General features: G+C 65.9%; 11 protein-coding genes and 1 riboswitch. Of the genes, 3 read left to right on the top strand and 8 right to left on the bottom strand.

Translation table 11 applies throughout. The features are described 5' to 3' along the window. The 4 genes from AC5RU7_RS20145 to AC5RU7_RS20130 form a co-directional block, all read right to left on the bottom strand. The coding region (locus tag AC5RU7_RS20145) for a serine dehydratase beta chain (protein WP_494053723.1) at positions 1-257 on the bottom strand (257 nt) is incomplete at its 3' end. A 145-nt stretch (positions 258-402) separates the two neighbouring features. Further along, complete coding sequence (gene gcvT, locus AC5RU7_RS20140) at positions 403-1,551, bottom strand: glycine cleavage system aminomethyltransferase GcvT (RefSeq protein ID WP_494053722.1); 1,149 nt, start codon at positions 1,549-1,551, stop codon at positions 403-405. A gap of 10 nt (positions 1,552-1,561) precedes the next feature. Continuing rightward, complete coding sequence (gene gcvP, locus AC5RU7_RS20135) at positions 1,562-4,414, bottom strand: aminomethyl-transferring glycine dehydrogenase (RefSeq protein WP_494053721.1); 2,853 nt, start codon at positions 4,412-4,414, stop codon at positions 1,562-1,564. A gap of 193 nt (positions 4,415-4,607) precedes the next feature. Continuing rightward, positions 4,608-4,704, bottom strand: a riboswitch (glycine riboswitch). A gap of 92 nt (positions 4,705-4,796) precedes the next feature. Next, entirely contained in the window at positions 4,797-5,333 is a 537-nt protein-coding gene (locus AC5RU7_RS20130; RefSeq protein ID WP_494012236.1) for a TetR/AcrR family transcriptional regulator, read from the bottom strand. Between the two features lie 85 nt (positions 5,334-5,418). On the opposite strand from AC5RU7_RS20130, the gene AC5RU7_RS20125 reads away from it, so the two are divergent. Further along, positions 5,419-6,984, top strand: a complete 1,566-nt coding sequence (locus AC5RU7_RS20125; protein WP_494053720.1) for an MFS transporter — start codon at positions 5,419-5,421, stop codon at positions 6,982-6,984. 94 nt (positions 6,985-7,078) lie between these two features. On the opposite strand, the gene AC5RU7_RS20120 is transcribed toward AC5RU7_RS20125, so the two are convergent. Continuing rightward, positions 7,079-7,558: a Dps family protein gene (locus AC5RU7_RS20120; RefSeq protein WP_494053719.1), complete on the bottom strand. Its 480-nt coding sequence runs from the start codon at positions 7,556-7,558 to the stop codon at positions 7,079-7,081. A gap of 222 nt (positions 7,559-7,780) precedes the next feature. Here AC5RU7_RS20120 and AC5RU7_RS20115 point away from each other — a divergent pair, with 222 nt between their 5' ends. Next, positions 7,781-9,337, top strand: a complete 1,557-nt coding sequence (locus tag AC5RU7_RS20115; protein ID WP_494053718.1) for an APC family permease — start codon at positions 7,781-7,783, stop codon at positions 9,335-9,337. An 82-nt stretch (positions 9,338-9,419) separates the two neighbouring features. Here the strand turns inward: AC5RU7_RS20115 and AC5RU7_RS20110 are convergent, their stop codons facing one another. Together AC5RU7_RS20110 and AC5RU7_RS20105 are read right to left on the bottom strand one after the other, a co-directional pair. After that, the gene (locus AC5RU7_RS20110; RefSeq protein WP_494053717.1) at positions 9,420-9,971 is read right to left on the bottom strand and encodes an AMIN-like domain-containing (lipo)protein; all 552 of its coding nucleotides are present in this window, start codon (positions 9,969-9,971) and stop codon (positions 9,420-9,422) included. Positions 9,972-10,200: 229 nt separating this feature from the next. After that, a complete protein-coding gene (locus AC5RU7_RS20105; RefSeq protein ID WP_494053724.1) occupies positions 10,201-10,503 on the bottom strand; it encodes a DUF4193 domain-containing protein in 303 nt (100 codons plus the stop codon). Positions 10,504-10,767: 264 nt separating this feature from the next. Here AC5RU7_RS20105 and AC5RU7_RS20100 point away from each other — a divergent pair, with 264 nt between their 5' ends. Further along, on the top strand, positions 10,768-11,115 hold the full coding sequence (locus tag AC5RU7_RS20100; RefSeq protein ID WP_494012232.1) for a hypothetical protein: 348 nt from the start codon (positions 10,768-10,770) through the stop codon (positions 11,113-11,115). Between the two features lie 40 nt (positions 11,116-11,155). On the opposite strand, the gene AC5RU7_RS20095 is transcribed toward AC5RU7_RS20100, so the two are convergent. Beyond that, positions 11,156-12,409: an MFS transporter gene (locus tag AC5RU7_RS20095; RefSeq protein ID WP_494053716.1), complete on the bottom strand. Its 1,254-nt coding sequence runs from the start codon at positions 12,407-12,409 to the stop codon at positions 11,156-11,158. Between the last annotated feature and the right edge of the window lie 6 nt (positions 12,410-12,415).

Below are 12,415 nucleotides of genomic sequence, written 5' to 3'. Positions count from 1 at the left end.
TCCTCCACCTCCCCGGGCAGGATCAGCTCCGGATGGAACCCCTCCAACCCCAACAGCACCGCGGTCATCGTCCCGTGCCCGTGCCCGGTCGCCGCCAACGACCCGTACAAATCCACCCGCAACGAAGCCACGTCCGTCAGCCTGCCGGAAGCCTTCAGCTCCTCAGCGAACACAGCAGCAGCCCGCATCGGCCCCACAGTATGGGACGACGACGGACCGATCCCAATCGAAAAGAGATCAAAAACGCCAACAGCCATAACGGGTCTTCCTAACTAACAAGTACAAAGTTTTTGTCCACATATGGCGGGATAAACGGCTCGCAGGTCGCCATATCTGGACAAAAACTCAGGGGTGAGAGGTGTGCACCCCGACGGGAAAAGTGACCACGCCCGGCACTGAAACCTACTTGGCGCGCTTGTAGAAGGGGAGCTCGACGACCTCGAACGGCTCTGCCTTGCCGCGGAGGTCGATGTCCAGGGCGGTGCCGGGGGCAATGTGTTCGACGTCGACGTAGGCCATGGCCACCGGGTAGCCGAGGGTGGGTGAGGGCTGGCCGGAGGTGACCTCGCCGACGGGAGCGTCGTCCTTGAGGACCGCGTAGTGGGCGCGGCCGGCGCGGCGGCCGAGTCCCTTCAGTCCGACGAGGCGGCGGCCGGAGGTAGTGCCGGCGCCGGCTTCCTTCTTGGCGGCCAGCGCGGCCTTGCCCACGAAGTCGCCTTCCTTGGACAGCGCGACGACGGGGCCCAGCCCCGCGGCGAACGGGTCTCCCTGCAGGCAGAGTTCGTTGCCATATAGGGGCATGCCGGCTTCGAGGCGGAGTGAGTCGCGGGATGCCAGGCCGGCCGGCGTAAGTTCCCCTTCGTCGGCGATGGCTATGAGGGCCTGCCACAGGGCGGGTGCGGCGTCGTTGGACACGAAAATCTCGAACCCGTCCTCCCCGGTGTAGCCGGTGCGGGCCAGGAGGAGCTCCTGCCCTGCACCGCCCACCAGGAACGGGACCTCCACAGCGGCGTAGTACACCAAGCCCGTGACGTCGTTGTGCCTGCTGGCGGGAACCAGGCGGAGCAGCAGGTCCTGGGCTTTGGGCCCCTGCACGGCGATCAGCGAGGTGTCCGCTGATGCGTCCCGCACCTGGACGTCGAAGGATGCTGCGCGTTCGGTCAACGCCTCGGCGACCCCCGCGGCGTTGCCGGCGTTGGGGACCACCAGGAAGACGTCGGTCCCGTCCTCGGCAGCGGGCCGCCGGTAGGTGATGAGGTCGTCGATGATGCCGCCGTCATCGTTGCAGATGAGCGAGTACTTGGCCTTGCCCACGGCCACCGCGGACAACTTTCCGGCAAGGGCGTAGTCCAGGAAGGCTGCCGCCTGCGGGCCGGTGACCCAGACTTCGCCCATGTGGGAGAGGTCGAACAGGCCGGCTGCGTTGCGGACGGCGTGGTGTTCGGCCAGTTCGGAGTTGTATTTGAGGGGCATCTGCCAGCCGCCGAAGTCCGTGAAGGACGCGCCCAGTTTTTTGTGCTCGTCGTAGAGAGCTGTGTATTTCTCGGTCATGGGCTTGTCCTTAGTTTTCGAAGTCTTCGAGGGGCGGGCAGGAGCAGACGAGGTTGCGGTCCCCGGCGGCGCCGTCGATCCGGCCCACGGGCGGGAAGTACTTGTCCTGCCGGAGCGAGGCCACGGGGAAGGCTGCCTGCTCCCGCGGGTAGGCGCGGTCCCAGTTCGAGGACACGACGGCGGCTGCCGTGTGCGGTGCCCGGCGCAGCGGTGAATCGCCAACAGTGAAGTCTCCGGCGGCGACCTGGTCGATTTCCTTGCGGATGGTGATCATCGCTTCGATGAAGCGGTCGATCTCGGCCAGGTCCTCGGACTCGGTGGGTTCCACCATCAGCGTCCCGGCCACCGGGAAGGACAGGGTGGGGGCGTGGAAACCGAAGTCGATCAGCCGCTTGGCCACATCCTCGGCCGTAATCCCGGTCTTCGCGGTCAAGTTCCGCAGGTCCAGGATGCACTCGTGCGCCACCAGCCCGCCCTCACCGGTGTAGAGCACCGGGAAGTACTCATTCAGCCGGGAGGCGACATAGTTCGCGGCCAGCAGCGCGGACTTGGTGGCCTCGGTCAGTCCTTGGCCGCCCATCAGCTTCACGTAGGCCCAGGAGATGGGGAGGACCCCGGCGGAGCCGAAGCGTGACGCGGAAATTGCTACGCCATGACCCTCTTCGTGGGCTGCCTTGGTGGCGTCCCCGGGCATGAAGGGCGCCAGGTGGGCTTTGGCCGCGACGGGTCCGACGCCCGGTCCGCCGCCGCCGTGCGGGATGCAGAAGGTCTTGTGCAGGTTCAGGTGCGAGACGTCGCCGCCGAACTTGCCCGGCTGCGCCAAACCGACCAGCGCGTTGAGGTTCGCGCCGTCGATGTAGACCTGCCCGCCGGCGGCGTGGACCGCGTCGCAGACCTCACGGACATCCCCGTCATACACGCCGTGGGTGGACGGGTAGGTGATCATGATCGCCGACAGTGCGTCCTTGTGGGCCTCGATCTTCGCGTACAGATCGGCGTGGTCGATGGTGCCGTCGGCGGCGGTGGCCACCACCACGACCTTCATCCCCGCGAGCACCGCGGACGCGGCGTTGGTGCCGTGCGCCGAGGCCGGGATCAGGCAGATGTTGCGCTGGCCCTCGCCGCGGGAGCGGTGGTAGCCGCGGATCGCCAGCAGGCCGGCGAGCTCGCCCTGGGACCCGGCGTTGGGCTGGATGGACACCTGGTCATAACCGGTGATCTCGGCCAGGTCCGCTTCCAGGCCTGAGATCAGTTCACGCCAGCCCTCGGTCTGCGAATCCGGGGCGAACGGGTGGATCGAGGCGAACTCCGGCCACGAAATGGCCTCCATCTCGGCCGTGGCGTTCAGCTTCATGGTGCACGAGCCCAACGGAATCATGGTCCGGTCCAGCGCCAGGTCACGGTCAGAGAGCCTGCGGATGTAGCGCAGCAGCTGGGTCTCCGACCGGTGGGTGTTGAACACCGGATGCTGCAGGAAGTCCGAGGTGCGCTCAACCGCGGGGTCCAATGCGAATGACCCCGTTGATCCCACTGCCTCCCCGCCGAAGACGGAGACGACGTCGGCGATGGTCGCCGTCGTGGTGGTTTCGTCCACGGAGATGCCCACGGTGTCGGCGTCGATGCCGCGGAGGTTGATGCCCTTCTCCTCCGCAGCGGCAACGATGCCCGCCGCGTTGCCCGGTACGCGGACAGTGACGGTGTCGAAGAAGGAGGTGTGCAGGACATCGAGTCCCGCGGCTTTCAGTGAAGCTGCCAGCGTGCGGGCATGGCGGTTGGTGGTCTGGGCAATCGCTTTCAGGCCCTCGGGGCCGTGGTAGACGGCGTACATGGACGCGACGATCGCCAGCAGTGCCTGCGCGGTGCAGATGTTGGACGTGGCCTTCTCGCGGCGGATGTGCTGCTCGCGGGTCTGCAGCGCCAGGCGGTAGGCGGGGACACCGGCGTCGTCCTTGGACACACCGACAAGGCGGCCGGGCATGGAACGCTCCAGGCCTTTTTGGACGGCGATGTAGGCCGCGTGCGGGCCGCCGAAGAACAGCGGGACACCAAAACGCTGGGCGGAACCAACGGCGATATCCGCACCCTGCTCGCCCGGAGGCGTGATCAGGGTCAGGGCGAGCAGGTCGGCAGCGACGGTGACCAGCGCGCCGCGTTCCTTCGCCTCGGCGATCACGCCGGACTGGTCCCACACCCGGCCGGACGCGCCGGGCTGCTGGAGGACAATGCCGTTGATGGCACCGTCCGGCAGGCCTGCGGAAAGATCGGCTATCTCCACGTCGAAGCCCAGCGCCTCGGCACGGCCCTTGACGATGGCGATGGTCTGCGGCATGCAGTCGGCGTCGAGGACGGTCTTGCCGTCCTTGGCATCCTTGTTCTTGTTGGCGCGCCTCATCATGAGCACTGCCTCGGCCACCGCGGTGGCTTCATCGAGCAGCGAGGCGTTGGCAATGGGCAGCCCCACCAGGTCCTGGACCATGGTCTGGAAGTTCAGCAGCGCTTCGAGCCGGCCCTGCGAAATCTCAGGCTGGTACGGGGTGTAGGCGGTGTACCAGGCCGGGGATTCCAGGATGTTGCGGCGGATCACCGGTGGCGTCACGGTGTCGTAATAGCCCTGGCCGATCATCTGGACCGCGGTCTTGTTCTTCGCGGCAAGCTTGCGCAGTTCTGCGAGCGCTTCAACCTCGCTCAACGCCGGCGACAGCGTCAGCGGGGTGTCCTGCCGGATGTCCTTGGGAACCGCCTTGTCCACGAGCGCATCCACGCTGTCATAGCCGACGGCCTTGAGCATGGTGTCAACGTCGGCCTGGCGGCGCGCGCCGATATGCCGGTCAACAAAGGTGGCGGAAACCGGGGAAGCAGTCACAGGAACTCCATAATTCAGGCGGCGCAGGGTACGCCGCAGCGATTCGGGTTCCTCCCCGCTCTGTATTGGACCTGAGAGTTTCCGCGTTGCCAGCTTGCGCGTGGCCCCGCTTGCACCGTCGGTGAACACAACAGCCCAAGGCTCCCGCTCAACGGGTTACCCAGGCGGACTGCCTGCTGCTTTCCAGAGGTGCCTCGCCGCGGCGGTACATGGGCCTGTGAGATTCCTGGGGAGGGTTTGCTCCTACGGCGCCTGCTGTACTTTCGGCAGAACTCTCCCGCCGCAGATCAAAGGCTATTTATTTGGATTGTCGCGGGAAGCCGCCGGCGGCTCCCACAGCGCTTAATTGTCCTACGTCGCAGCGGCTGGGGCAAATGGCCGGCTACCGCCGTAGGCGCTCCAGGGCTGCCAGCAATTCGTCCACATCGGCGGCCGCGCCGCCCGGCGGTACCGGCCCCACAGACAGCATGGCGTTGAAGTAGAGCCCGTCCCCCATGTACAGCACTGCTTTGGCAAGCGCCGGGCCCACGTCGGCCGCGATCTCGTCGAGCCAGCGCTGCTGGATCGCTGCGAACCGGCGGCGCGTTTCCTCGTGCGCCACCTCCGCCAGGCGGGTTGCGGCGACGATCGCCCGGTCCAGCGGAGTATCCGCCCAGACGGAAGACCGGATGAAGTAGGCCGCAGCCCCTTCCCCGGCAGCTGCCATGGCATCGGCGTCGGCTCCTGCCAGCCCGTCAAGCCGGTCCAGCAGCACCTGGATCAGGGCTTCCTTGTTGGGGAAGTGGTACAGAAGCCCGCCTTTGGACACTCCGGCCTTCGCCGCAACGGCATCCAGGGTTGCCGCGCGCTCACCCACCTCAATCAGGAGGGCTTCAAAGGCGTCAAGGACCGCTTCACGGGCTACGGGCTTTCGGGGCATGCGTCTAATCATGCCTTTTGCGGCGGCAGCCTCTCCAACCCGGCCTAGTTTCGTAACTGTACCGTCTGGACGGTATAGTTATTTCATGACAACTTCCGCTGCCACCACCAGGACCCCGACGGCCCCCGTCGGCGGCCCGGCCGTCCGGGCGCCGTGGCGGGACTGGCTCGCCCTGGGCTTACTGATGTTCCCGGTCCTGCTGGTTGCCGTGGACAACACCGCCCTCACCTTTGCCCTGCCCGCCATCACCCGCGCCCTGGAACCCACCGGCGTCCAGCTCCTGTGGATCGTGGACGCCTACCCCCTGGTGCTCGCCGGCCTGCTGGTGTCCATGGGCAGCCTCGGCGACCGCATTGGGCGGCGGAAGCTGCTGGTCATCGGGAGCATCGGCTTTGCCGCCCTGTCCGCGGCCACGGCTTTCGCCCCAAGCCCCGCCTGGCTGATCGCCGGCCGTGCCGCCCTGGGGTTCTTTGGGGCGATGCTGATGCCGTCCACGCTCTCCCTGATCCGCAACATCTTTCCGCAGCCCAGCCGCCGCAGGCTGGCGGTAGCCATCTGGGCAGCCGGGTTCTCCGGCGGGGCGGCCCTGGGACCGATTTTTGGCGGCTGGCTGGTGGAGCAGTTCTGGTGGGGCGCGGTGTTCCTGGTGGCCGTGCCGCTCATGCTGCCCCTCCTGGCCTTCGGCCCAACCTTCATCCCGGAGTCGAAGGACCCCGCCCCGGGCCGCGTGGACGTACCCAGCATCCTGCTGTCCCTGCTGGTGATGGTCCCCCTGGTCTACGGCATCAAGGAACTGGCCACGGAAGGCACCGGCCCGGCAGCCCTCGCCGGCATCGCCTTCGGCCTGGCCATGGGTGCAGTCTTCGTGCGCCGGCAGCTGCGGCTGGCGAATCCGCTGCTGGATATGTCCCTGTTCCGGAACAGGGTGTTCAGCATGGCCATTACGGCCAACGTCCTGGCCCTGTTTTCCTTCAACGGCTTCATCCTCTTCCTGGCGCAGCACCTGCAGCTGCTCGAGGGCATGTCCCCTTCGGCAGCGGGCATGGCAATGATCCCGGCCCTTGTGGCCACGGTGGTGGCAGGGCTGGCCGTGGTGCCGCTGGTGCGGCGCGTGCGGCCGGGGTTCGTGGTGGCCGCCGGGCTGGCCTTCAGCGCCACGGGCTACAGCGTGGTCACCTTCGGGAACCACGACGGCGGCCCCTCGCTTCTGCTGGCCGCCCTGCTGGTCCTTGCCCTGGGCGTGGGTACGGCCGAGACTATTTCAAACGACCTGATCCTGGGGGCAGCGCCGCCGGAGAAGTCCGGTGCCGCCGCCGCCATTTCTGAGACCGGCTACGAAATTGGTGCCCTCCTGGGCACCACAGTGCTGGGCTCGATCCTGACGGCTTCCTACCAGCACAACCTCCGGCTGCCGGCCGCGTTGGCGGAGTCGGCATCCGAGGGCGCCATCCACAACGCGGGCGAAACCCTCGCCGGCGCCATGGATGTGGCTGCCGCCCTGCCGGCACCCCTGGCTGACGCGGTGCGGCATGCTGCGGCGGCAGCCTTCGATTCCGGCGTCCACGTCACCGCGGCAATCGGGCTGGTACTGATGGCTGGGGCGGCAGTCCTCGCCGCCGTCGTACTTCGCAAAGTCCCAACAGCCACCTAAGCGGCAGTGTCACGCCACAGCAAAAGCGCCCGGCGCCGGAGATGAACCTCCGACGCCGGGCGCTTGCTGCGTGCCGGCGTTCCCCGCCGGCGGGCTACTTGGAATCCGGGGCGGTTACGCTGGCCGTGGGCTTCATGGTTTCGGCGTTCACCATCCAGGAGAACTGCTCCAGTTTGAGGATGAACTCGTGCAGCAGGTCCGCGCTGGTGGGGTCTTCCTCGTCCACCTCGTCATGGACCTTGCGCATGGTGCCCACGGCCGCCTCGAGGGCGGCCACGATCCGTTCGATCGCATCCTTGGTGCTGATCAGGCCCTCGGGGAACGGCGCCAGGCTGGTGGACCCGGACACAGTGGAGCTGCGGCCGTCCGGAAGTGCATGCAGGGCGCGCATGCGCTCGGCCGTGTCATCGGCAAACTGCCGCGCGGCATCAACAATCTCATCAAGCTGCAGGTGGAGGTCCCGGAAGTTGGTGCCCACGATGTTCCAGTGCGCCTGCTTGCCCTGGATGTGCAGTTCAATCAGGTCGGTGAGCACGGCCTGCAGGTTGTTGGTCAGGGTCGGTGAAGCTTTCATCAGTCCTCCTCGAGTGGTCCAGTACGTGCGACGCTACCAGCCCCGCGAAAGGCCTGAAGCGCCCGGACAAGAATTTCTCAGTGAGCTTACTAACCGGAGTGGCGCCGGTCATAAACGAATGTGATTCATATTGCCCCTTGCGCTCCGGCCTTCCCGCCCCCATACTAAATGAACGTCATTCATATAGTGATCGTGATCATAGAGTCTTCAGAAAGTGGTGCCATGACAGAGACGCTCCGCACCAGTACGTCGTCAGCCGGCTCCGGCAACCAACCCTCGGGCAGCGGCGGAATCAGCGCCAAAGGACTGAAGGGCGGGCAGCTGGGCCTCCTCGCCGTCGTCGTCCTTGGTATTTCCACCATTGCCCCCGCCTACACCCTCACCAGTGCACTGGGCCCCACCGTCAATGAAGTCGGACTCCAGCTGCCTGTCATCTTCCTGATCGGGTTCATCCCCATGATCCTGGTCTCGCTCGCCTACCGGGAACTCAACGCCGATTCCCCGGACAGCGGTACCACCTTCACCTGGGTTACCAAGGCCTTCGGCCCCTGGGTGGGCTGGATGGGCGGCTGGGGCCTGCTCGCCGCCAACATCATCGTCCTGTCCAACCTCGCGGGCGTGGCCGTCGATTTCTTCTACCTTTTCCTGTCCCAGCTCACAGGCTCCGCCGAGCTTGCGGACCTAGCGGACAACAAGGCAATCAACGTCCTGACCTGCTTCGTGTTCGTGGCCCTGGCCGTCTGGGTCAGCTACCGCGGCCTGCACGCCACCAAGCTGGTGCAGTACGGCCTGGTGGGGTTCCAGCTGCTGGTCCTTGGACTGTTCGTGGCCATGGCGTTCGCCAACTGGTCCGCTTCCGAAACGGCCATCCCCTTCAGCTGGGAGTGGTTCGACATCACCAAAGTCGAAACCTTCAGCCAGATAGCCGCCGGGATCTCACTGTCCATCTTCGTGTACTGGGGATGGGACGTCTGCCTGACGCTTAACGAGGAAACGGCCAACGGCAAGAAGACAGCCGGTGTGGCCGGTACCCTGACCGCCATCATTGTCCTTGCCATCTACCTCCTGGTCAGCATCGCCACCATGATGTTCGCCGGACTCGGCGATACGGGCAACGGGCTCAACAATGAGGACAACCACGAGAACATCTTCACAGCCCTCGCCTCCCCCATCATGGGCCCGTTCGCCATCCTGATGTCCCTTGCCGTGCTGTCCAGCTCAGCCGCCTCCCTGCAGTCCACGTTCATGTCCCCCGCGCGCGGCCTGCTGGCCATGGGGCACTACGGCGCCCTGCCGGAGCGGTTCGGCAAGGTCAGCAGGAAGTTCGCGACGCCGGGCTTCGCCACCGTCATTGCAGGCCTCGTTTCTGCCGGGTTCTACGCCGTCATGCATGTGGTCAGCGAGAACGTCCTGAACGACACCATCGTGTCGCTGGGCCTGATGATCTGCTTCTACTACGGCCTGACAGCGCTGGCCTGCGCCTGGTACTTCCGGCACAGCGTCTTCAGCAGCGCCCGCAACTTCATCCTGCGGCTGCTGTGCCCGGTGCTTGGCGGGGTGGGCCTGTTCGTGGTGTTCTTCCAGACCGCCGTGGACAGCCTCGCGCCCGAGTTCGGCAGCGGTTCGGAGGTCTTCGGCGTTGGCCTGGTCTTCGTGCTGGGCGTCGGGATCCTGGCCATGGGCGCGGTGTTCATGCTGGTAATGGCCAAGGTGCGGCCCGGCTTCTTCCGCGGCGAAACCCTGAAGCAGGACACCCCTGCCCTGGTGGTCCCCGAGTAGGAATTTGCAGTCCGCACGTAAAAGGTGCCGTGCCCCCGGATCCGGGGGTACGGCACCTTTTTGCCTTACGACGGCGGACGCGTCACCAGAAGTGCGCCACATCAACCACCAGGCGGGAGCCGGAACCAGGGCCGTCCAAGGTGAACACCCGGAACGGAAGGCGGGCACGAACGCCGAGGCCGATGTTGGTGTACCCCTCGTAGCTGCCGGCCCAGGCCACCTGGCGGAAGGTCTGGTAGTTGGCAACATTCGAGAGTTCCGCCTGGTTGCCCGGGTTATACGTGGGCTGCCCGGTTTGCGGATCGTAGGCGGGGGCATTCACCCTGACCTGCAGCCGGGCGCCACCCCGGACAGGGACGGTGAAGCCGGAACCGTCCTGGACCACCTGCGGAACGTAGCTCACGCTGTAGCCCGTTGCAGGGCCGTTGAGGTCCACCACCATCCGGTCGAAGCAGTAGTGCTGCCCGGTCCGGACGTTGGTGACTGATGCTTTGCTGAACGTGTCGTCAGCTTTGGACAGGGACCCCCAGACCAGTCCGCAATACGAGGTGGTTGCCGAGGCGGGCCCCGGAACCAGGATTCCCAGGCCGACGGCCATAAGGATAGCCGTGAGCCAAATGGAGAGTTTTTTCATTGTGGAGCCACCCAAGGAAGGAGCGATTGGATAGCTCAAGACTAGGAGCCTCATGCACGCGAAACGAGGCTTGTGGCCGCTTCGGCGCGCAACCGTTAGTCTGCCGCGGCCAGCATTAAGGGGCCATAAAAAAGGCGCTGATTCCTGGCCTTTCTTGACCCTTCCGCTGCCGTTTCTGCATCATCCCGTTACCGGCGGTAACGGCCGCCGGACTGCTGCAGAACGGGGGTCAGCCTTCGCACTCGATGCAGTACTTCATGCCGTTCTTTTCCAGCGCCACCTGTGACCTGTGGCGGACCAGGAAGCACGATGAACAGGTGAATTCGTCCTGCTGCTCGGGAACAACAATGACGGTCAGTTCCTCGTTTGACAGGTCGGCGCCGGGCAGGTCGATACCTTCGGCGGTGTCGTTCTCATCGATGTCAATGACCGCGGTCTGCGCATTGCCGCCACGTGACGCCTGGAGGGCCTCAAGCGAGTCAGCCGGAGACTCTTCTTCCTGCTTGCGTGGAGCATCGTAATCGGTAGCCATAGCCTGTTCACTTTCGTTGCTGCGCAGCGCCATTTCCGGCACCTCAGTGAAGCAGTTTAGGGCATGATCCCGTCACCGGCGCAATAGTGTGTTCCACCGGACAATCACGCGGCGCCTGCCGCGGATTCCCCGTGCAGGGCGCGGGCTTGGCCGACGTTTCCCGCCCGTCTCGCAGCCGTTAACCCGTGGCGGTTTGCCGGGCGCGGTCCTACGCTGAAAGCGCGCCCGGCCCCAGCAGCCGGAGCACCGCGTGAAGGAGGCACCATGGCAGCGAAGCTTAACCGGACGGCACTTGAGCAGGCGCGCAGGCTGATCAAGGAAGGAAAGGTCCAACGGGATATCCGGGATGACTGGAGCGAGCATGCCCCGTCCACGGACCAGGAAAACTCGTTCATCGACAAGCACGGCTTCAAGGACTTCGCAGCGTGGCACCTGGGCCGGGATGACGAAAAGACGGAGGGCACCAAGGGCAGCGTCAGCTTTCCGTACGGGGACTTCAGCAAGGTGCACCGGTGCGCGGTCATCTCGCTCGAGGGAAGGGCTGCCCAGTACGGCCACGACGACATCCGGGACGCGGCACGCAAGCTGCTTGAACTGATGGACGGGGACTGAGGCTGCGGCGGCTACGGTCCGGACTGCCTGCGGTTTACGGCTAGGGTGCTGCGGTGAGGTCCGACGCCGTGTCCGCCTGCGAGCGCTGCCGGCGGCTGAGCAGGATGAACGGCGCGGCCAGCAGTTGCACCACGCCGCTGACAGCCAGTGATGCCGGATAGCCGTAGAGGTCCGCACTCCGGCCGAGCAGGGGTTGCACCACCACGCCGCCGCTGGAGCCCATCAGGGAATCGAAGCTGAGGACGGTTGCGCGCTGCTTCGACGCAATCATGTCGTTCAGGTACGCCTGGCGCACCGGCGTGCCTGCCGCGCCCACCACTGCCCACAGGGCCAGCAGGACCAGGGCCAGCCAGAACGCCGTGGTGAACAGCAGCACCACCAGGATCAAGGAGCTGACCACGTTGCTCACGATCAGAACGGTGGTGCGCCTGCGGACCCGTTTCCGGACGCGGGGCGCCATCCATCCGCCCACGATGTCCGCTCCCGCCACGATGGCAGCCGCCAGCCCCGCAACGGCGTAGGCCCGGGGGTCCCCGAACAGCTGGAGCAGGTAGGGCTGCAGGGCATAGAAGACATAGAAGCCAACGCCCTCGGTGAACGGGGCTGCCAGCATGATGTACCGCACCGGCGGGTGCTTGAAACCGCCGTCGATCGAAGCTTTCAGGACCGATCGGGTCGCCCGCAGTGGGTGCGGCGACCGCTCCGGGGTGAAGCCGACATCGTGCATGAGCAGGAACGCCACGCCAAACATGGCCACCAGGACGCCCACGCGGATCAGGAACGGCACACCCAGGTCGGTGGCCTGGGCGATCACGCCGCCTGCCACGGAACCGCCCAGCATGGCCACCCCGGACACCATCTGCCCCCGCCCGAGCACCGCTTCCAGCCCGCCGTCGTAGCCGGAAAAATGCAGGGCGTCCACCAGCCAGGCTTCCACTGCGCCGGAAAAGAAGGTGAACCCGAGGCCCAGCAGCACGGAGACAACAGCCCACCACCAGAACGGGGCTGACCACTGCCAGAGCAGGTAGTACAGGAATGTGGATGAAGCCAGGGTGATGGTGCCGAGCAGGAATGACACCCGCCGGCCCCAGCTGTCCGCGACGACGCCCGTAGGCACCTCGAAGAGCACCATGCCGGCCGTGAAAAAGGCGTTGGCGGCAAAGGCTTCGAGGTTGCTGAGTCCGGCGTCGAGCAGGAAGAGGGTGTTAATCCCCCAGATGAAGGACGTTGCAAGGGTGTTGCCCAGTGTCAGCGTCAGGTAGACCCGCTGGATCTTCCGTGCGGCCGCGTTCATCGGGGG

Source organism: Arthrobacter sp. K410C (genome assembly GCF_059090105.1).
This window is presented reverse-complemented; position numbering and strand designations above follow the sequence as displayed.